The organism is Sphingobacterium kitahiroshimense (assembly GCF_025961315.1).
Lineage (GTDB): Bacteria > Bacteroidota > Bacteroidia > Sphingobacteriales > Sphingobacteriaceae > Sphingobacterium > Sphingobacterium anhuiense.
On the sequence record NZ_JAOQNK010000001.1, the window covers coordinates 4209738 to 4231215 of the forward strand.

General features: G+C 36.8%; 16 protein-coding genes. 10 read left to right on the top strand and 6 right to left on the bottom strand.

The features are described from left to right. The first annotated feature begins 280 nt into the window (after positions 1-280). The 7 genes from M2265_RS18415 (at position 281) to M2265_RS18445 (ending at position 10998) form a co-directional block, all read left to right on the top strand. Positions 281-3433: a SusC/RagA family TonB-linked outer membrane protein gene (locus M2265_RS18415; RefSeq protein WP_132769424.1), complete on the top strand. Its 3153-nt coding sequence runs from the start codon at positions 281-283 to the stop codon at positions 3431-3433. An 11-nt stretch (positions 3434-3444) separates the two neighbouring features. Then, positions 3445-4899, top strand: coding sequence for a RagB/SusD family nutrient uptake outer membrane protein (locus M2265_RS18420; protein WP_132769422.1), 1455 nt, complete (start codon positions 3445-3447; stop codon positions 4897-4899). A gap of 11 nt (positions 4900-4910) precedes the next feature. After that, a complete protein-coding gene (locus M2265_RS18425) occupies positions 4911-5597 on the top strand; it encodes a hypothetical protein (RefSeq protein WP_132769420.1) in 687 nt (228 codons plus the stop codon). Positions 5598-5602: 5 nt separating this feature from the next. Continuing rightward, entirely contained in the window at positions 5603-6595 is a 993-nt protein-coding gene (locus M2265_RS18430) for a DUF5007 domain-containing protein (protein WP_132769418.1), read from the top strand. Positions 6596-6769: 174 nt separating this feature from the next. Then, positions 6770-7948: a DUF1343 domain-containing protein gene (locus tag M2265_RS18435; protein WP_243655409.1), complete on the top strand. Its 1179-nt coding sequence runs from the start codon at positions 6770-6772 to the stop codon at positions 7946-7948. A gap of 437 nt (positions 7949-8385) precedes the next feature. Next, a complete protein-coding gene (locus tag M2265_RS18440) occupies positions 8386-9168 on the top strand; it encodes a hypothetical protein (protein ID WP_132769416.1) in 783 nt (260 codons plus the stop codon). A gap of 279 nt (positions 9169-9447) precedes the next feature. Continuing rightward, a complete protein-coding gene (locus M2265_RS18445) occupies positions 9448-10998 on the top strand; it encodes a sulfatase (RefSeq protein ID WP_132769408.1) in 1551 nt (516 codons plus the stop codon). 92 nt (positions 10999-11090) lie between these two features. On the opposite strand, the gene M2265_RS18450 is transcribed toward M2265_RS18445, so the two are convergent. Continuing rightward, entirely contained in the window at positions 11091-11507 is a 417-nt protein-coding gene (locus tag M2265_RS18450; protein WP_165905863.1) for a hypothetical protein, read from the bottom strand. Positions 11508-12004: 497 nt separating this feature from the next. Further along, a complete protein-coding gene (locus M2265_RS18455) occupies positions 12005-12727 on the bottom strand; it encodes a hypothetical protein (RefSeq protein ID WP_021191972.1) in 723 nt (240 codons plus the stop codon). A 101-nt stretch (positions 12728-12828) separates the two neighbouring features. On the opposite strand from M2265_RS18455, the gene M2265_RS18460 reads away from it, so the two are divergent. From M2265_RS18460 to M2265_RS18470, 3 genes are all read left to right on the top strand, one after another. Then, positions 12829-13245 (top strand): hypothetical protein, encoded by a 417-nt coding sequence (locus M2265_RS18460; protein ID WP_132769405.1) that lies wholly within the window; start codon positions 12829-12831, stop codon positions 13243-13245. 139 nt (positions 13246-13384) lie between these two features. Further along, entirely contained in the window at positions 13385-13777 is a 393-nt protein-coding gene (locus M2265_RS18465) for a hypothetical protein (RefSeq protein ID WP_021191970.1), read from the top strand. Positions 13778-13995: 218 nt separating this feature from the next. Beyond that, positions 13996-15216 (top strand): hypothetical protein, encoded by a 1221-nt coding sequence (locus tag M2265_RS18470; RefSeq protein WP_132769404.1) that lies wholly within the window; start codon positions 13996-13998, stop codon positions 15214-15216. A gap of 60 nt (positions 15217-15276) precedes the next feature. Here the strand turns inward: M2265_RS18470 and lipB are convergent, their stop codons facing one another. The 4 genes from lipB to M2265_RS18490 all read right to left on the bottom strand — a co-directional run bounded on the left by lipB (position 15277) and on the right by M2265_RS18490 (position 21472). Continuing rightward, the gene (gene lipB, locus M2265_RS18475) at positions 15277-15975 is read right to left on the bottom strand and encodes a lipoyl(octanoyl) transferase LipB (RefSeq protein WP_021191966.1); all 699 of its coding nucleotides are present in this window, start codon (positions 15973-15975) and stop codon (positions 15277-15279) included. A gap of 112 nt (positions 15976-16087) precedes the next feature. Next, the gene (hflX, locus tag M2265_RS18480; RefSeq protein ID WP_021191965.1) at positions 16088-17275 is read right to left on the bottom strand and encodes a GTPase HflX; all 1188 of its coding nucleotides are present in this window, start codon (positions 17273-17275) and stop codon (positions 16088-16090) included. A 226-nt stretch (positions 17276-17501) separates the two neighbouring features. Then, positions 17502-19607, bottom strand: a complete 2106-nt coding sequence (gene recG / locus M2265_RS18485) for an ATP-dependent DNA helicase RecG (protein WP_132769402.1) — start codon at positions 19605-19607, stop codon at positions 17502-17504. A 197-nt stretch (positions 19608-19804) separates the two neighbouring features. Then, entirely contained in the window at positions 19805-21472 is a 1668-nt protein-coding gene (locus M2265_RS18490; protein WP_132769400.1) for a RagB/SusD family nutrient uptake outer membrane protein, read from the bottom strand. Positions 21473-21478 lie beyond the last annotated feature (6 nt).

Sequence of the window (21478 nt, forward strand, 5' to 3'; positions counted from 1 at the left end):
AAAAAACCGTTTGAATTATTACGAAACAACAAATGCCCATATACTCCTTGAAATGGGAAAAATTCAATGTAATTAATATGTTAAAAAATGTAAAAATTTCCCCGTTTGAGGAAAAAAATAGTAAAGATTGCGCATACGTTTGCGTGAAAATAGAACAATCGTTTGCGATACAATCAAGTTAATTCTTTTGTTTAAAATGAAAATTAAGCCAATGTAAAATTTGAGTTACCATTTCAATTGCTGTAAATTAACCTAAAATTTACTAACCAAATCAATTGTTATGAAGAAAATTTTACCAATTTTTCTCTTCTTTTTGATGTCGTGTAATTTATTGTTTGCACAGGTAACTAATATTACTGGAACAATAAAAGACGACAAAGGAGGGGTACTACCTGGGATTACAGTATCCGAGAAAGGAACCACCAACCAGGCCGCCACCGGGAGTGATGGCGTATTTACACTAAAAGTTCATAAATTACCGACAACCATCGTGGTCAGAGGTATTGGCTTTAAGTCCAAAGAACAGCAGGTTCAATCTGAAAAAGGGATCAATATTGTACTAGCTACTGATAATTCGGCATTGGATGAGGTTGTAGTAGTAGGATACCAAAGACAGTCCGCAAAAAAATCAACAGGTGCAGTACAGGTTATTTCTGGAAAAACAATCGAAGATCTACCTGCGCCAAGTTTTGAGAGTTTATTACAAGGCCGTGTGGCGGGGGTAAACATTCAGAACTTTACAGGTGAACCAGGAGCACGTAACACATTTACCATCAGAGGTAACTCAACCATTTCTCCTGATTTAAACTCTGAAATTGATTTGGCAAATACCATGAGCTCGCCTTTGTATATTGTTGATGGAATGCCATTATCAGTTAGTGACTTGGCAAATGCTGGTGCTACAGGAACAAACTACGTGGCGGGTATCAATGTCAACGATATCGAGAGTATTGTGATTCAAAAAGATGCGGCAGGTACGGCTGTTTGGGGATCTCGTGGAGCTAATGGTGTTATCGTGATCAAAACCAAACAAGGTCGATCGGGTAAACCGCAGGTTCGTGTTTCGTACTATAAAGGTGTTACAGAGCGTCCTCAATTGCAACGCACATTAGCCGGGGCAACAGAACGTCGTACAAAAATGGATATTTTGTCGCAGTATGGAAACTACTCACAAATGGGCGGGATTACACAGCCTTTGACAGATAGTTTAAATTCAAGTTATAATAATGCGACCGATTGGCAAGATCTCTTTTACACGACAGGAAATATCGATAATGCAGATGCAAGTATTTCTGGTGGAAATGAAGCCGTAAATTATCGTGTTTCAGCGGGTTATTATAATGAAGACGGTGTTGTTCGCAATACGGGTTTCAAACGCTATTCCTTACGAGGTAATTTTGGATTTACGTTGTCTCCAATCATAAAATCTGATTTAATGTTTTCAACAGCCCGAATTAATAGAAAGCGTGGTTTAGGAAAAGGAATAAACGAAGTAGTTCCTATCAATCAAGGTGCGATGCCGTCATCATTTGTTGGATTGGGTAAGGCTGATTATGATTTTTATTACGGTCAGTTTGATAAATTGAAAGATGATAACCAAACAGATAATCTCAATATTTTTTCAAAAACTTATGTTGATATTATTAAAGGGTTGCAATATTCGCTTGAAGCCTCTGCTCAGGTAAATCTGGATAACCGCGATCGGTTTCAACCTAAAGAGTTAAATAATGATGTGAGTTATGCAAGTTCAACTGGACGAAATGCTTATACCTATAATTTAGCAAATATCTTAAACTACAATAAAACTTTCAATGAGACACACAGCATCATTTTAACTGGAATGCAGTCTTTCCAATATGATAAGCAACAGTCACATTCTATTGAAGGTTATCATTTACCAACAGATGATATTAAAGTAATACAGGGGGTAGCGCAAAAGAATCTTTATGCTAACACCAATCTTATGGAGTCTGGCCTTTTGTCTTATATGGGACAAGTTTCATATGATTATAAGTCTAAATACATCGTTAATGCATCATGGAGAGCAGATGCTTCATCACGTTTTGGTAAAGATACCAAATGGGGTTATTTTCCAGCGGTCTCTGCAGCCTGGGTAGTTTCAGATGAAAATTTTCTAAAAAACACCTCATGGATCAATATGTTGAAACTAAGAGGAAGCTGGGGTTTGTCAGGTACATTACCGACAGATTTTTATGCTCCTTTTAATATTTGGACTTCATCTTCTGATACGTATAACGGAGAGACTTTCTCATATCCGTCATTTGTAAAACCTTTGACTTTAAATACTTTGACATGGAATAAGTCGGAGCAAACAAACATTGGATTTGACCTATTCACTTTAGATAATCGCCTAAATATTACATTTGATGCATATCGTAAGATCACGAAAGATCCAATTATGGCATTTCCTTTCCCATATTATACTGGGTATACGAAATTGTCGTTTAATGTGCCTATGACGATCTACAATGAAGGTTTTGATTTAACAATTGCCACTCATAATCTTTCTAAAGAAAGCAAATTGCAATGGAATACAAATTTAAATTTAACGTTTAACAAAAATCGTATCGGTTCATTACCATTTGGTGACCGTAGCTTTTATGCAGATTCAAGAGATTATAATCAGCAGTTGATGTATACAGTTGGAAGTCCTATTTATCAATGGGCGCAAATGAGATATGACGGTGTATATTCTCATCCAGGTGAAATTCCAGTTAATCCTCTTACAGGTTTGCCTATAACCTATTTTAAAGGTGGACAAATAGTAAAACCGGGATATCCAATTTGGAATGATGTTAATCAAGATTGGGATGTTTGGAGTGATGAAGATAAGGGAGCTGCGGATGGTGATTTAGTTCTAACAGGAAATCCAAACCCAAAATTTACTGGTGGTTTATATAATGAATTTATTTATAAAAGCTTTTCTTTTAGTGTCTTGAATACTTTCACTTTAGGTAGAGATATCATCAACAATTTGAAAAGTAATCAATTTGATGCCGTTGGAGCAAATATTTATAAGTTTACAAATAATCGTTTACCGGATCTGGAAGGTGTGGATTATTGGACACCAGAGAAAGCGAAAGACCCCAATTATCAAGCTGGCTTTCCATCCATAGCACCATTTGGGGGGTATTTTTATCAGTACCTACCGTTCAGTACGATGTTTAATGAAAACGGATCATACTTTAAGATTAAAACTATTTCAATGGGTTACATTCTTCCCAAGAAGATTGTGGATCGTATGAGAATTGGAGCACGTATCATTCGTTTCTACGCAATGTTAGATAATGTACACACTTTTCAGAAAGCCTCTGTACCAGATGCGGAATTGGTATCTCCACAAGGAGAGTATAGTGGTGGTGCTTACCCACTTCCTAAAAAATACACGATTGGTTTAGAAGTTAACTTTTAAAAAATTGAAACATGAAATTTAAATATATATTATCGGTTATTGGGATTTCTAGCGCTTTAATGCTAGGATCTTCCTGCGGAAAATACCTTGATTTGACTCCTCAGGGAAGTACCTATGATGAGGTGTTTTGGATAGATGGAGCAAATGTAAATAAAGCAACTTTGGGAGCTTATGCACTTTTACGGGATGGTCTTCGAGCAGATCGTTCTTATTTTATATTTGGAGATATTGCATCAGGTTTACTAAAAACGGGAGCTGATTATTGGAATTATGCTGACATTTCTAAAGGTAAAGGTTATAAATTTAGTTATGCACCATATTTAGAAGGTAGTGTAATGGACTGGACCCGTTTTTATAAAATCATCAATCAATGTAATTTGATCGTTGATAATACAACGGCTATGGATGTAAATTTATTTGTAGATGGTGAAGACGAAAAAAATCAATACATCGCAAATGCGAAATTTTTACGTGCATATACTTATTTTTATATGCAACGCGTGTGGGGAGATGTACTGCTGGTAAAGGAACCATTTAAGGATCCGCAGAATATCCCTGATATGGCTAGAAGTCCGCAATCAGAAACACTAGCATTTTGTAAAGAAGATTTAGTTTTTGCTGTTGCAAATTTGAATCAAGGTGATAACAAGAGTTTTGCATCTAAAGGAGCTGCCAATGCGTTATTAGCACAAGTCTACGCTTGGGAACATGATTACGTAAATGCAGAAAAGTATATCGCAGAAACTTTAAAAGGCGGTTATGCATTAGAGGATATAAAAGATTATAAAAAAATCTGGCAAGGTGATTCTCAGGAATCAATTTTTGAAATCAATATGCTTTACGCAGAAACAGGCAGAGAATGGAGTAAAGATTTCTTTAATGCCTTTTTGACAAGTACAAATGTTCCAGGAAAAGGAATTCCATCTGTTTGGGAGATAGATCCTGAATTTTTAGAATCAGAATTTAAAACTCCAGAAGCTCGTTTTGATGCGATTTCTGCTCCAATGCCAAATAATGGTAAGCAAAAAGTTCTTCAAAAATATGATCGAGTAGTGTTCTATAACAATAATACTACTGATTATGCAGTAAATAATAATCTGGTATTAATTCGATTAGCAGATATGATTTTACTTAGGGCGGAAGCAAGTTTTAAAAATGGGAAAAGTTCTGTTGCTTTAAATGATTTAAATACAATAAGAAATAGAGCCGGGTTAAAAGATACCATACTATCGGGAGAACCTCTTTTTGAAGAAATTTTCAGAGAAAGAAGAAGAGAATTAATTGGAGAAGGAACAACTCAGTTTGACTTAATTCGTATGAATCTGTTTGATAAAATTGATGAATACTCGGTCTATTATACGGCAGAACGTATTGCGGGACAAGGCTATTACTGGCCATTAAATATGCGGGCACTTTTACCTCAAAATGAAAAGTTAACGCAAAATCTGTATTGGGCAAATCATTAAATATAAGAGTTATGAAAAAAATAGTTGTAAATATTTGTGTCCTTTTAACAATTTTAGTAGCAATAAGCTCGTGTAAAAAGGATGGTTATTTTGTAGGTGGTGAGTTGCATAATCCAAAAATTAATATGACCACATACGATTGGATGAAGAGTAATAAATACGGCGTATTTGATACCGTATTGATGTTAATAGACAAAGCAGGTGTTAAGGAAAAGATCAATGCGCCAGGTATCACATTTTTTGCGCCGACAGATTATGTCGTGAATAATTATGTGCAAGCAAAGACAAGAGCCATTCAAAATGTTGATCCTAATAAAAAATGGACAGTCGATTCAATTATAAAATATGAATTAAAGAAATTTGCAGATTCATTAGATATCTATATTGCAAAAGAAAACTTAATAAATGATATTTTAATTGCAAAAGGAAAGAAATATAATAATGTGAAGGGTGGAGAATTCATTGTTTCATATGAAGAAACTGAAGATCCTAATTTAGGGTATAACCCTAATTCATCTGTTGTTCCTAAAGTTGTGTATTTTACTTATCTCTTTAAACCTATTGGTAATGATTTTGATGTCACCAAAATTGTAGACCCAATTGGTAACCGTATTTTAGTTCAGACTTCTAATGCGCAGACAACAACCGGTGTCGTCCATGTTTTGAACAACGCCCATAATTTATTCTTTTATAGATAATCAAGATGAAAAAGAGTTTACTATATACACTAGCTATAGGATTACTAATAGCGACAGGTTGCAAAAAGCTGCCTGAGGGAAATTTAAGTGATATCGTTCGGTATGAAATTTTACCTATAGAAGTAAAAAAGGGGTGGGTGCAAGTTTCTACAGCTATTAATCCTGCAGGTTCTTCTAAACCGACAGAGTATAAATTATTGAAGATTTATGAAAAGGAAAGCGGAAAAGATGTAACTAGTATGTTTGAAAAAACATATCCAATAAAAATTTGGACTTCTTTACATGATCCCAAAGTCGACAAATCATTAGAGCTAATCTATGCAAAGATGAAAGATACGGTGATGGCACCTTTGCGCATAAACAAGTTATCTGGCGCTATTGAAACGAACAAGCACACTATAAATCTACCGAAAGGAAACTACACATTTGATTTAGAAATTAAAAATAGTACCGGAACACGAATTTATTCTAAGATTGGTGAATTTAAAATAATAGATGCACCTTTTTTTGAAGTTCCAGCTGTTCGATCTACAAGTGCAATGAAAGTAGGGGCTGAGACAACAACAAAGACAATCCCTAGTAATGCGGATCATATTAAAGTTACAGCTTTAGATACGATTGGCAATAAAATAACTGTTCGATTTTTGGATAAAAATGGCATTCCTTTTAATCCAAAGTCGGGTGAAATTGAAAGAAGACCTAATTCGGGTACTGCAGGAGGCTTTTTACAGACTATGCAAGATTATGCTATGACAACTACATTATTTGATGACCGCATTGAGTTTACCTATGGGGTTATGCCATTCCCATTATATTCTTTAGGAAATGGATATAACTACTATTATAGAATTCCAGCAAAGTATGTGAAATATGACGATAGCTTAGGACTTCCATATAATACCTATTCTTGTAATCCGAGATTCTCATTTCGGACTTACTACAAAGGGAATTATACAATCGATGTAATCGTACCTCAAGTCACAAGAGTGAAACCATAACTTCTTCTTGAATATAAAACGAGACGCTTAGCTGTATGAGTTAAGCGTCTTTTTTATACCCCAATTTTTTTCTCACCTCCAAACAAATGAAATCACTATCTTTATGTAGATCACATTTGTAACCCTATTATGATGAATGCTAAACAATTAGTCAGTTTTACGATAGCCATTTGTATGATGCTAAACATTGGTAAAGCACAGACAAAATTAAACTATTGCAACGATCAGATGCGAACCGGAGCAGAACAGACGGAAAAATACCTACCCTATTTAAAAGATAAACGAGTTGCCATCTTAGGCAATCCATCAACAGTAATAAAAGAACGTCATCTGGTCGATAGCCTTTTGAGCAGAGGAGTCAATATTGTCAAGATCTTTGGACCAGAGCACGGCTTTAGAGGAAATGCAAGTAATGGAGCCGAAGTGTCGGACGAACGAGATCCAGCGACACAGATCCCTATAATTTCCCTATACGGAAATAAGAAAAAACCAACAGCAAAAGATTTAGCAGACGTCGATGTCTTTATTTTTGATGTGCAGGATATGGGCGTCCGTTTTTATACCAATATCAATATCTTACGGGATATAATGGAAGCATGTGCCGAAAATGATAAAGAGTTACTTATCCTTGATCGACCCAATCCCAATGCCTACCTCATTGACGGACCTATACTCGATATGAAACATAAATCAGGAATTGGACAATTCCCGGTACCTATTGCCCACGGTATGACCACAGCCGAATTTGCACAGATGATCAACGGAGAGAAGTGGATGGCAACAGACCGTAAATGCAAATTGAAGATCATTCCAATAGAAGGGTATAACCATAGTATGCTATATAGATTACCCGTAAATCCATCACCAAATCTCAATACCGAACAGAGCATAATTTTATACCCCAGTACCTGTCTCTTTGAAGGAACCAAACTGAATCACGGCCGCGGAACAGATTTTCCATTCACCATTGTTGGCAGTCCGATATATAAAGGAATCTTCACATTTTCCTTCACACCCGTTAGTAAAAAAGGAATGAGTGAAACACCACTGTTCATGAATGAAGTCTGTTACGGATTAGATTTAAGAGATTATGATTTGCAAAGTCTCGTTGACAGCAAAGAGATCAATCTTTCATGGATAAAAGAAATGTACAATAAATCCCCAGAAAAAGATAAATTCTTCGACCAGAGCTATTCCAAGCAAATCGGTAGTATAGAAAAGCTGGCTGGGGTGGACGAGTTTCGAAAGCAGATAGAGAACAATGTGAGCGATCAAGAAATAAGAGCAAGCTGGAAAGCAGGTTTAGAGAGCTATAAAAAGATGCGTCAGAAATATGTCCTTTATAAAGATTGATGTAATACAGGAGAAAATCACCTATTCTACAGGTGGTACATCATTTTCATTAAAACCAATTAAAACACGCCATTAATCGGCAGTCGTTTGACGCTCGTTCGGGAATCACTTGAGAATCATTCGGGACAAGTAGGAGACAAGTTCGGCGATGGTATGCCTTCTGTTCGGCGTTTGTTTGCCTCCTTGCCGAACCCCTCCCGAACAATAGGCGAAGGAGAGTCGAACCAGTCCCGAAGGTGTTTCCTATGAATGTCAAGGCACTACCGACTCAATCCCGAGTAAAGTATGGACTTTCACGGACTTCTACGGACTTACATGGACTTTTACGCACTTAAATTTACTGAATGTAGAGATATGAGCTAGTTGATTCATAAAGCTAATAATTGTATTTATCCAATAAATAAACTATTTTTAGTAAAACCAGTATAGCATAAATCATGTTCGATTTCGAAAAACCTAAGAATCCATATCGAAAAAAAGGAAAAGATTATAATTTGTCAGAGAACAGCAAATTAGCAGGAGCAGATTTCGCATACTCCAATACATTAGCCAGCAGGATTTATAAGCAGATGAAAATCATACAAGATGATTCCGCTAAGTACGAATCCTTCTTACGTCTCAAAAAGAAGCTTTACATGGTCATTCGAAATGATCGTCAACATGATCTAGGACAATTGAAATTAGGATACGGGAACATAAATCCGCTAAAGAACTTCCGTTTTTCACCAAAGACCAGTTGGCAAACTTTCTTTATGAATTATCCCACAACAAATTTTGACGCGGAGAAAGAAGAATTATGTATAAGTACTCCACCGATTTTAGCCCGTGAACTAGATACACTTCCTGAAAGAGTAAGAAAAGTTATTCTGAAGATGCATATCATTAAAGTGTCCATAGATGATGAAAATACAGTTGATATAAGTTCAAGTAAAGAGTTGGTTATAGTTAAGGGTGATGATGTCGAATCACGATCGGTCATTTTTTCCATTAAAGATAAACCCAATGTGCTATTATTATGTGTGGCCACCGTACGGATGTGGCTATTATCTACAGATCGTAAAGAGGAATTTCTGACCCTAAACACAAAATATATGACTGCAGAAATATTTGATGCCATATTGATTCGTAACGGTCAGATCTGCAAGTTTGAAGAGGAAACAAATAAAGAAAACCGTCCTTCGGAATTTCCAGATTCAGATGAAGAACTAGATTGGGTGTAATAAGTTTTGAAATTTTAATAAAGTAATATTTTGTGAGCTTGTGCTTCCGTAGAATCATTTTAATTTATCGTTCTTAGAGCTTGAGCAGCCTCCGACCTGGAGAGGAAAGGCCGTAAATGAAGCTTTTGCTAAATAATAATTTTTTAAAAGATATATCCATTACTAGGGGAAATTAATAGTAACAGGAAGCCCTCTGATCTGCTCAGAGGGCTTTTGAATTTATGAATCAAATTTGATTAAAGAATAATACTTTGTAAATTAGGACATATAAATCTAAACATGCTATTTAAAAAATCAACCTTCTTCCTGTTATTATTTTCTTGTGCACTCGGAAGTGGCGAAGTTCATGCCCAAACGAAAGAACGACCGAATATTATCGTATTTATCGTAGATGATATGGGATGGGAAGATACTTCGGTTCCTTTTTGGAAAGAAAAAACTCCGTTAAACAATTTTTATCAGACACCGAATATGGAACGTCTGGCGAACCAAGGTATGAAATTTACACAGGCTTATGCCAGTAGTGTTTGTTCTCCAAGCCGGGTAAGTTTAATGAGTGGCATGAATGCCGCACGACATCGGGTGACCAATTGGACATTAAACAGAAATGCTTCCGTAGATGCTAAAGATGATGAGTTGGATTTTCCTTTGTGGAACGTAAATGGTATGCAACCCGTTGATACCATAGAGCGATCTGTATTTGTCAATTCCTTGCCTCAACTATTAAAGGAAAACGGATATTTAACCGTTCATGCAGGAAAGGCTCACTTTGGAGCTGTGGGAACACCTGGAGCTGATCCTATAAATTTGGGGTTTGATGTGAATATTGCCGGTCATGCAGCGGGTGGTCCTGGTAGCTTTCTGGGAACAGAAAATTTTGGGAATAATAAAGATGGAACGCCCAAAAGTCCTTGGGGAGTACCGGGTTTGGAAGAATATTACGGTCAGGATATATTCTTGACAGAAGCATTGACGCAAAAAGCACTAAAAGTTTTGAATGACTCATTGTCAAATCAAAAACCTTTCTTTTTGTATATGTCACATTATGCAGTGCACGTACCTTTTAATGCAGATAAACGGTTCTATCAGAAATATATTGATAAAGGAGCCACTCATGTTGAAGCACAATATGCTTCAATGGTAGAAGGTATGGATAAGAGCCTCGGCGATATGATGGATTTTTTGGAAAGTAAACATTTGACTGATAATACGATCATCCTCTTTATTTCTGACAATGGTGGTTATGCGATACAGGATCGTGGCAGAACATGTAAAAAACACAGATGGAATGAACCTTTAAAAAGTGGCAAAGGATCGGCATATGAAGGTGGGATAAGAGTACCCATGCTGGTTAAGTGGCCCGCTGTTGTTAAAGAAAATTCGGTAACGGAATATCCCGTTATAATAGAGGATATATTTCCGACAGTATTGAACATGGCAGGAGTTAAAAAAACAAAAACTGTGCAACATATAGACGGAGAAAATTTTATTTCTGTACTGAAAGCGAATAAGCAGGTAAATCGTAAATCGGCCATATATTGGCACTTTCCAAATAGCTGGGGCGAGACTGGACCCGGAATAGGTGCAACAAGTACAGTGAGAGACGGTGACTGGAAACTGATCTATTGGCATAAAACGCAGAAAAAAGAACTGTTTAATATCAAGAACGATATCGGAGAAGAGCAAGATCTTGCGATGAATAATCCCAAAATTGTAAAAAGGTTATCACATAAGCTGGGAGGCTATTTAAGACATGTAGATGCTCAGATGCCAATTATTAAAAATACTAAAGCTTCTGTTCCTTATCCAGACGTAGTTTCTGATCGGTAGTACTTCGTAATAAATTTTGGTAAATGATATATGAAAATAACAAAACAAAGCCCTCTATAATATTTTAGAGGGCTTTTACTTTTTTTAGCTATCTAATTTATTCCTGAGTTTAATTTATGCTCCAAACATTTTTCTATTCCTCCCACAGCATGTATCGTCTGCAGAGCAATGGGAAGATTAGTGAGAAATTGTGCAATGGGAATTATACTGTCCGCACTTTGTATGAAAGAATCTTTTAATGAGGTAATGGAAAAACTTTCTATTAATTCATCCATGATTTCGTACCATTCTCTATGAGTTTTGAAACGAAACATTCGAGCTAAGAAATCAGGAGGATAGATTCCTAAGTTATTATTGCACGAACAAGCTATCTCGTGTTTATGATTTAAGAATAAATCTTTTTTCTTACATTTTTGTAGGTCTGATTGGATGAAAATCAACCACGCGAGGTCGATTGCATAACCGATATTCATATAAATGTAACCATAGTTGAAATCTTGGCAGCGCATCCTGCTACTGACAGAAATATTAACAAGGTGGTTGAAATTTTTACTCCAGTCCGTATTGCTTTTTGCAAATTTCTCTAAAGAGTTTGAATAATTCTTAAAGGTATATTTAGGTAAATACCTAAACTCTTTCCATTTTAGTTTTTTTTTTCATGATTGTAATATTGGATTATTATGCTGTTGGGTAGCATTAAATAGGCTGTCTGAAAGGCTATATCAAGGGGGGTATGTTGTGTTCATTTGCTACATTTTAGTTTGTGTTATTTCTTGTCACATCTTTTTGGTGAGAATGGAGATGAAATGTAACATTGTATTCAGACGCCTTATTATTTATTTGTTTTATAACATATTTTTTTCGTTAAATGCTCTGTTTTTTTAAGATTATAGAGATTGTAAGGTTGGCTGAATACAGGTCATGTTCTCTTTTAAAGTGTTTACCGGGTCAAGATGATCTGTTGCTTCCATATATAGTCCTGTTATTTTCTGTGTAGCTCCTTCTTTTATATTTGCGCCTTATTCTCTGTTTCCAGTTTTGTCGAGTTTATTTCCGACATTTTTTCTTCATCTCGTATATCATGAGGATCGTCTAATGATTCATTATTTGATTCCGCTTCTTCACGTGGTTTCCTTGATTCCATATGAACATAGGGAGGTAGAGGAATAGTGATACCCCCATGCTCATAGATATAATAAAGTGCGTACGCCAAACGAATGAGAAACTCGCGAATAACGACAATTTTATCACCGAAATGTTCATCGCCGATAGATCTTTTTAAAGTTAGCTGTTCCATCAGGCCATCCATGGTTTTATACCATTTTTGTAAGGGCTGATAAGAGAAAAACTTACGAATCAAATCGTAGGGGCTTTTTTTATTATTACAAGTGAATTCAGGTCCATACGAATAATTGAAGTAATCTTTTCTTGTGTCAAATAATGTTAAGGGATTCTTATGTTTGGGTAGTCCACATTGTTTAAAAATAACATAAGCTATTTCCATCTGCTTAATCATTTGATGGCAATTGTAGCCATTTTCGGGATAACCACCGGTCGACATCGCTGGATAAGCTCCAGTTGTTACAAAGAGATTGATATCCTTTTGCCAGTTAATGATATCAGTTTGCTGTTGGAAAAAATCACGGATGTAGATCATGGGATTTTTGATATTCTTTTTACTTAAATAGCGAAAATGTTTCGCTTTTAGTTTCTTTTGCGTATTTTTCATAATGGAAATTTTGGTTTAAAATGGTTTTAATTATCTTCATAAAACTAATTTAGGGATTATTTTAAGTCAAAACAAATTATTTTAAGATTAAATTTGCACATATGAGTGATTATTTGAAGAGAATTAAGCTTGTTGCTGATCGGGAAGGTATGAGTGTTTCTGCTTTAGAAGCTACTATTGGGGCCAGTAAAGGCGTTTTTACAAGAGCCCTGAACAACGGGACAGATATTCAATCAAAGTGGCTAATCAGCTTGTTAGAAAATTATCCCGATTATTCAGCAGAATGGTTACTAAGAGGTGAAGGAGCTATGTTATGTGCTAAATCAATCGTTAAAGAATTTAATGAGACCTACTTAACAGCCGAACAGGAAGGCATTAGTAATGCTGTAATTAATGCCTTACATCAAGTAATAGCATCTCAAAATGCAACAATTAAATCCCAGGAAAAGATAATTTCCTTCATGGAGCGACAATTATCAGTTTACGAACAGGAAAATACATCGTCAAAAAAGGAGTAACCCATACGGGGTGATATTTAAGTAGGGATAAAGTAATATTGAAATAGCGTAAAATAACACGCAGAAATTGCGAGTTAAGAGGTTATAATGATGAGAGCGCTGTGTTGCATCATAAAGTATAGGTTAAAAAAGAGAAATCATGTCGGGAGTTAAAGAACGTGTGTTATTAATTGCAGAAAGTAAGGGGATAAGCAAAGCTATTTTTTTTGAAGGCTTGGGATTTTCTTATGCTAATTTTAAAGGCGTTCAAAAATTTTCAGCACTTAGTTCGGATGCAATGATAGCGATCTTAACTAAATATAATGATATATGTCCAACCTGGTTACTGATGGGTACAGGTGAAATGTATAGGAACAGTAACGGTGATGAAAGGGTTTCTCTTGAACATTCCAAGCAGCGCCCAGATGATAATGCAATTAAGATGGACGAGGCAATGAATAAAGTGATCAATGCTTTGGAACAGACGATAAGAACACAAGAGAAGACAATTCTTGCCCTTGAAAAGCAAATTGGTTTCTTGGAAAAAGAATAGGGTCGGGTATCATTGCACCTGATTTCTATAAATTAGGCCAATATTGACTCAAGAAAATTTGTATAGTACAATATTTCGTTATTATAATTTTAAAAAAATAACGGATTCAAGTGATTTTATTGCCGTGGTTTTCGTTTATTTTTGTCTCATGGAGGTGAACTGTCGAATATAAGAATTATTATTGCTAAGATCTTTTAATAATTAATAATACCATATTTATGTTGGGAAGACTATATCGTTTGTTTGCTGTGTTACTTTGTTTTACAACACTTGATACTGTTGCTCAATCGGCCGGTGATCGTCCTGTTTACACTTCAGAATGGGGGCATCTCTATCGAACCGAAAATAACAAAATGGATCTGCTGGGGATATTTCCGACGGAAGCTCCTGTATATGTTTTGGACTCTACAAAAACACAATATAAGGTGCAGGTGAGTAATGGGGATATTGGGTTTATAATGAAGCAACCTCTCCAACGGGCAATGTTTGGTAAGCGATCAGCGGGTGAACCTGCGCAATATTTCTATCGGGGTACACAAGGAAGCCAGTGCCCTCATTTTTTTGTTCAGGTATCGGAATTACGGGTGCGTAAAGCTCCAGATGTTTCAAGCACTGCAGTAAGAAGAGCAAGACTCAATGAGCTGGTCTGTATCGATTACTTTCCGCTCTACACGGACGGTTGGGTATATGTGGGTGATCACTTTCATGAGAGACCAGAATTCATTCAGGCAAAATTTCTAGGTGCGGAATTGACCTATGATAAAGTGTTAAAAGAATATCTCAAAGTAAAAGGTAAGGATCAAAAACAGGAAATTTTATGGGTAGGAAGACTCCGGGAAATTGCCTGGACCGATGATAAAAAATTAAAACAGGCATTGACATTTTGGAAAGAGTCATTCGAAAATGCTGGATTACAGGACCCGAAAGTTGATATTGATTTTGAATTGTATCTGGCAGATTGGTTTCAAGTTCGTCCGGCATTCGATGTGGTGGAGAAGCAGGTGACATCTTTACGGATGCATTTCGATTGGAAGGGGTTGCTTCTTTATGATGGGAAGATAACAGAAAGTCAGATGAAGCAACTTCAGATGCAAAAAGTATCGGTTATTCCGGATATGCCCGAATGCGGTTGGGAACCTGTATATTATTATCGATCTGATAATAATATCGTGGCATTTGAAGAAAATGTCAAGGGAAAAGTTTTTGGGTCCGTATATCAGGTTACCCTCAGCAATGAGCTAGCCTTGTGGATGGGAGAGGAGCGAATCGATATGAATTATGATGAAAAGGAATTTGTGAAACATTTTGGACATCTGGTTTCGACCGACTGGATCGGTGCCCCGCATGTTTATCGAATCCCCGATGGTGACGCAGGCCTATTTATGATCACTTTTGAAAATGGAAAAGCCGTCCGTTATGAATGTATGTTTTATTGTTAGAAAAGTCAATTAAAGATAAAATAAAAAAGGACCTGAAGCTTTTGTAAGTCCTTTTTTATTTTAAACCAATTCCATAGCGAAGAGATTGGCGATATGCCCTTTTAGCTTATCTTTTACCTCGTTAATATTGGGTTTATAGCCCAGTTCTCGCTCCATAGAGGTAACGTCTTTGTCGTCTATACCACAGGGTACAATATTTCCAAAATAGCTTAGATCGGCATTTACATTGAATGCAAATCCATGCATGGTTACCCATCGGCTTGCGCGGACACCCATCGCGCAGATTTTCCGTGCCTTTTCGTTGTCCCCATCGATCCATACACCTGTAAAACTGGGGTATCTTCCTGCCTGAATTCCATAATCATTTAGGGTTAGGATGATCGCCTCTTCTAACGTGCGTAGATAAAGATGAATATCGGTAAAGAAATTATCTAAATCCAGAATTGGGTATCCAACAATCTGACCAGGACCATGATAGGTAATATCACCGCCACGGTTGATCTTATAGTAGGTTGCTTCTTTCTCTTCGAGCGCTTTTTCATCCAATAAAAGATGTTCAGGTTTCCCAGATTTCCCTAAGGTATATACATGAGGGTGCTCGTTGAAAATTAAAAAGTTTTCCGTTGGAAGTTCTGTGCTGTTAACCCGGTTTTCATGTTTTACAGCTAAGGTTTTATTAAAAATCTCTTCTTGTCTATCCCAGGCTTCTTGATAGTCAACCAAGCCCCAATCGATAAAGGTTACTTTTTTATTTTGCATAGTGATGTGGCTATATGCGTTTTAGCCCAGTTTGAAATGATTAAAGCACGCTTGATTTTACATTGGATATAACCTGTTTTTCAAGCGTACTTTAAGTACTTATAAATTCGGATTAGTAAAGCAAATTATTATAAGGATATCTTTCACGGTGAATTTCCACAATGATATCGTATAATTTTTGTTTAAATTCCTCTAAGTTTGTTTTATTTGTAGCTGAAATGAAGATTGCTGGATCAGCATTCTTGGCCATCCAGCTGTTTTCAAAATCTTCCAATGTTACTGTTTTTTCACCTTCTTCACCCTCTTCAACTGTCGGTACATAAGCATCAATTTTATTGAATACCGTAATGATTGGTTTATCTAAAGCTCCAATATCTTTCAATGTCTCATTAACAGCGATAATATGATCTTCAAAATTTGGGTGTGAAATATCAACCGCATGAATCAATACATCCGCTTCGCGAACTTCGTCTAATGTTGATTTAAAACATTCAACTAAATGATGGGGAAGTTTACGGATAAAACCTACAGTATCGGATAATAAGAATGGTAAATTATCAATCACTACTTTACGAACGGTTGTATCTAATGTTGCAAATAATTTGTTTTCAATCAAAACATCCGATTTTGAAATCATGTTCATGATGGTTGATTTCCCGACATTGGTATAGCCGACTAAAGCAACACGTATCATTTCACCCCGATTTTTACGTTGTGTTTCATTCTGTTTGTCAATCAGATCAAGACGTTCTTTTAAAACAGTTATTTTATTTAAAATAATACGTCTATCAGTTTCAATCTGACTTTCACCAGGACCACGCATACCAATACCACCACGTTGGCGTTCCAAGTGGGTCCATAATCTTGTCAACCTGGGTAATAAATACTGTAATTGTGCTAATTCAACTTGTGTTTTTGCTTGCGCACTTTTAGCGTGGCTTGCAAAAATATCTAAAATTAAATTTGATCTGTCTAATATTTTAACTTGAAGCTCACGTTCGATATTACGTAATTGAGAAGGAGATAATTCATCATCAAAAACGACCATATCAATTTCTTCTGCGATAACAAAAGCTTTAATATCTTCCAATTTTCCTGCCCCTACATAGGTAGAGCGATCTGGATAAGTTAATTTTTGCGTGATAATACCTTTTGTTATCCCGCCTGCAGTTTGAACTAAAAATTCTAATTCTTCAAGATACTCGTGTGCTTTTTCCTCGCTTAATCCCTGAGGAATTACACTCACGAGTAAAGCTGTTTCGGGTCTTACTGCGGTGTCGTATATTTTGATTTTTGCCATTGTTTTCTATTCTAATTTTGTATTGCTTATTAAGATTTTGCATGAGTAGGCCCAGGGGCACTGCAAAAAGACGTGAAAATGATGTGACGTCATAGCACGATGACTCAATAATAATACAAAGATAATCGTTTTTAGTTTAATTGTTTTATGCCAAAAGCGGATCCTATAATTTTATTAAAGAAGCTTATAGACTAATGCATAATGGAATAGGAGGGAGATAAGTACTTTATGAGATCTTATCCCATGCAATACCGTCCGTTTTTCTAGCGAGGTATTGTCTGAGTGATGCATGACGTTCTTCTGTCATTTCTGGATCTTCCTTGAAGATATCAATAACAGAATTTCGGGCTTCTGACAGAAGCTGTTGGTCTGTTGCAAGGTTGGCCAATTTTAATTCCAGTACACCAGATTGTTGCGTACCTGAAATATCGCCCGGACCACGAAGTTCTAAATCAACTTCTGCGATTTCGAATCCATCATTTGTTCGTACCATTGTATTCAATCGCAACTTCCCTTCCTTGCTCAACTTATTACTTGACATTAAGATACAGAACGATTGCTCTGCACCACGGCCAACCCGTCCTCTCAACTGATGGAGCTGAGATAAACCAAATCGTTCCGAGTTTTCAATAATCATGACAGAAGCATTGGGAACATTAACACCGACTTCAATTACGGTTGTTGCAACCATAATCTGGGTTTCATGTTTCACAAAACGTTGCATCTCAAAATCCTTATCTTTGACAGGCATCTTGCCATGGACAATACTGATCTTAAATTCAGGAAGCGGAAATTCACGTTGGATATTTTCCAGACCTGCTTCTAAGTATAATAAGTCTAGTTTCTCACTTTCCTTGATCAGTGGAAATACAACATACACCTGTCTCCCCTTTGCTATTTCTTCACGGATAAGACCAAACATGCGCAATCTGGAGCTCTCGAAAAAATGAACTGTCTTAATCGGTTTTCTTCCCGCAGGGAGTTCGTCGATAACCGAAATGTCCAAATCGCCATACATAGTCATTGCCAAAGTACGCGGAATAGGGGTAGCGGTCATCACGAGCATATGTGGTGGAATGCTATTTTTACGCCAAAGTTTAGCGCGCTGTTCAACTCCAAACCGGTGTTGTTCGTCAATAACAACAAAACCTAAATTCTTAAATTTGACTTTGTCTTCAATTAAGGCATGGGTTCCTATCAGGATATCCAACGAACCATTTTCCAATTCTTCATGTATGATACGGCGTTGCTTAGTACTCGTAGAGCCTGTTAACAATTTAATATTGCAGATATCCTCTCCCAGTAACTCTTTTAGCCCCGTATAATGTTGGGTTGCTAATATTTCTGTTGGTGCCATCATGCAAGCTTGAAAACCGTTGTCTATGGCCAAAAGCATAGTTAAAAGTGCAACCACTGTTTTCCCAGATCCCACATCGCCCTGCACCAAACGATTCATTTGTGCGCCGGTAACAGTATCCTGTCTGATCTCTTTGACGACACGTTTCTGTGCGTTGGTCAACGGAAAAGGAATCCGTTCTTTGAAAAAGGTATTGAATTTGTCGCCGACTTTAGAGAAAATCTGTCCCCTGAATTTTTTAGTATTGAGCTGTTTATTTTTTAGTAATTTGAGCTGAATATAGAATAATTCTTCAAATTTGATACGTTTTATGGCCTGCGTCAGTTCCTCTTGACTCTGTGGAAAATGAATCGCAACAGTGGCTCTGACTTGGTCCATCAATTGATGCTTGGCCAATAAATAAGCTGGTAGCTGTTCAGTGAGTTGACGAAATACGGTTTCTAAAGCAGTCTGCTGTAATTTTTGAATCCCTTTACTGTCCAAGTTGAACTTCTTCAGTTTCTCAGTGGAGGAGTAGACAGGTTGCAAAGTCATATTACCCAGGTTTTTTACTTGAGCTTGATAAGGTTCCATTTCGGGATGTGTGATCGATATCTGTCCGTTAAATACAGATGGTTTGCCATAGAGCACATAGGCCGAACCTACTTTTAATGATTTCTGTAACCAGGTGATCGATTGGAACCACACCAGTTCGATGCTCCCTGTTTCATCTTTGAATTGTCCAACCAAACGTTTTGCTCTTTTTTCACCAACTTCTTTAAGCCCAATAAGTCTCCCTAATACTTGGGCCGAATACATATCGGCATCCAGTTGTCTTATTTTATGAAATACGGTACGGTCAATATAGCGAAAAGGGTAATAACTAAGCAGATCACCAATGGTGAAAATTTGCAATTCTTTTTTAATTACATCAGCTTTCTGAGGGCCTACGCCTTTCAGATATTCTATTGGGGTTATTAAAGATAAATCAGCCATTCTTCTACTTTGCTAATTTAAGGATTTTACTTAAAAATTTAGCAAAATAGTATAGATGATTGCTAAAGTTGTTGTATATGTTAATTAAAAAGGAGTATTTAGTCCGGTGATGTGGTATCAGATATTTTTTTCGCATATTAATAAAAAAGGCTGCCCCTTTATTGAAGAGGCAGCCTTTAAATAGGATAAGATGTTGATTAAAAATTTCCTTTATTCACATCCCACCATAGACGTGTACCGCCGTTATCAGCACCGCCAAGTAATGAAATGGCATTCTGTACCTCAGCTGCATTCGTGTTGTACTCATTTTGTGGAAATGGTAAACGACGGATCTGAATCTTAGTGTCAATAAGACCAGCGCTATTATTCACCGCAACAGGGAATAATTTTGGATATCCGGTTCTACGGAACTCACTCCAGGCTTCTTGTCCTTCTGGGAAGATCGCTAACCATTTTTGTGTAATAATACGTTCCAACTTTTCTTCATTAGAGGCTGCATCATTCCATTGAATAGTTAAGTTAGTTGGTGCAGCTGCATTATTGCTTGCATTGAATGGATCAACGTAAGCAGCAGCTTTACTCGTATTGTCTTGTAAATAGGCCGATAAACCGCTTACGCCCCATTGTGCAAAAGAGGTTTCAACACCTTTTTCGTAAAGTGATTTTGCTGTTCCACCAACATTTGCCCAACCTCTCAATGCGCCTTCAGCACGTAAAAAATAGACTTCAGCAGCAGTCATTAAAATTGGGGCAGTGGTTGCTGTGAATGACGGCGTACTTCCTCCCGTATTAAGCGCTGATAACATCTGGTATTTGTCTTTTTCAATACCTGCTGCACCTGTACGGATACCAATGTATTTGCCCGCGAAGCCGGTTGTCTGTTTGTCAACTGGTACTGGCTCCATATATTTGGAAATACGTGGATCGCCGTAACCTGTCATGTATGACTGTAAAGAAGCATTCATACGGGTATCTGCCCAATTCTTTGAAATAAACCAAAGGGGATTGCTGAATGTACCGTCTGTAGGAACTTTTACTTTGAAGTTTTCACTATTCGCTTCAATAACGCCACCATTTGCTGGATCTAACGCTTTCTCTGCTTGTGCTTTTGCTAGTTGAGGTTCAACTTTTACAATACGCACAGCAAAACGCAAGCGAAGTGAGTTAGCTAATTTTAACCAGTTCTTAAAACGTGTTTGGTTATCCAAATTCGGATATACTAAATCGATCTCTTCAATTTTGTCGGTCATTGGACTTTGGGCATTAAATGACTTTAAAGCCTCCGTCGCTTCATCTAATTCTTTGAAAAAAGCAGTGTAAAGATCAGCTTGCTTATCATAAGGAATATCTCCAGATGTGCCTACTTTGCTATATGGAATAGGTCCGTAAATATCAGTTACACGATTAGCAGCAGCTACCTTAATTACTTTTGCGGCTCCGCCAAGTGCTGGATAGTTTTTATCCAATCCATTTTTTTGTAGTTTATCAATAGATTTGATCACATCAAGGTAAAGCACTTTAAAGGGTTCACCATTCCAGCCATTTACCATAGCGTAATTCAGGTTATTTTGACCGCTATTGAAAGGTGTAGGGGACATGAAATAACCAGAGAATACGTCGGCATTCAAATTTTGTTGAAGTTGATATGAATTTGGATCACCACCTCCAGAAAAATTGTAGATGGCCATCTGTGCTGTTTTGAAGAATAGTACTAAATCTTTTCCATCGGCAGCCAGGTCTTCATCTGTCAGGCCGTTGTTGTTTTTGTTATATTCTTCGAAGTTTTTTGTACAGCTGCTCATGGCACTTCCAAGTACCACAAAAGCTAACATCAACTTACTTATATTTTTGAAATTGTATTTCATCGTTGT

Excerpts from the sequence above, each read along its gene's own strand:
- recG (WP_132769402.1), bottom strand. The coding sequence starts at position 19,607 with ATGGCTGATTTATCTTTAATAACCCCAATAGAATATCTGAAAGGCGTA.
- M2265_RS18445 (WP_132769408.1), top strand. The coding sequence starts at position 9,448 with ATGCTATTTAAAAAATCAACCTTCTTCCTGTTATTATTTTCTTGTGCA.
- M2265_RS18470 (WP_132769404.1), top strand. The coding sequence starts at position 13,996 with ATGTTGGGAAGACTATATCGTTTGTTTGCTGTGTTACTTTGTTTTACA.
- M2265_RS18490 (WP_132769400.1), bottom strand. The coding sequence starts at position 21,472 with ATGAAATACAATTTCAAAAATATAAGTAAGTTGATGTTAGCTTTTGTG.
- M2265_RS18420 (WP_132769422.1), top strand. The coding sequence starts at position 3,445 with ATGAAATTTAAATATATATTATCGGTTATTGGGATTTCTAGCGCTTTA.
- M2265_RS18435 (WP_243655409.1), top strand. The coding sequence starts at position 6,770 with ATGATGCTAAACATTGGTAAAGCACAGACAAAATTAAACTATTGCAAC.
- M2265_RS18455 (WP_021191972.1), bottom strand. The coding sequence starts at position 12,727 with ATGAAAAATACGCAAAAGAAACTAAAAGCGAAACATTTTCGCTATTTA.
- M2265_RS18430 (WP_132769418.1), top strand. The coding sequence starts at position 5,603 with ATGAAAAAGAGTTTACTATATACACTAGCTATAGGATTACTAATAGCG.
- M2265_RS18440 (WP_132769416.1), top strand. The coding sequence starts at position 8,386 with ATGTTCGATTTCGAAAAACCTAAGAATCCATATCGAAAAAAAGGAAAA.
- M2265_RS18465 (WP_021191970.1), top strand. The coding sequence starts at position 13,385 with ATGTCGGGAGTTAAAGAACGTGTGTTATTAATTGCAGAAAGTAAGGGG.
- M2265_RS18450 (WP_165905863.1), bottom strand. The coding sequence starts at position 11,507 with ATGCGCTGCCAAGATTTCAACTATGGTTACATTTATATGAATATCGGT.
- M2265_RS18425 (WP_132769420.1), top strand. The coding sequence starts at position 4,911 with ATGAAAAAAATAGTTGTAAATATTTGTGTCCTTTTAACAATTTTAGTA.
- M2265_RS18460 (WP_132769405.1), top strand. The coding sequence starts at position 12,829 with ATGAGTGATTATTTGAAGAGAATTAAGCTTGTTGCTGATCGGGAAGGT.
- M2265_RS18415 (WP_132769424.1), top strand. The coding sequence starts at position 281 with ATGAAGAAAATTTTACCAATTTTTCTCTTCTTTTTGATGTCGTGTAAT.
- lipB (WP_021191966.1), bottom strand. The coding sequence starts at position 15,975 with ATGCAAAATAAAAAAGTAACCTTTATCGATTGGGGCTTGGTTGACTAT.
- hflX (WP_021191965.1), bottom strand. The coding sequence starts at position 17,275 with ATGGCAAAAATCAAAATATACGACACCGCAGTAAGACCCGAAACAGCT.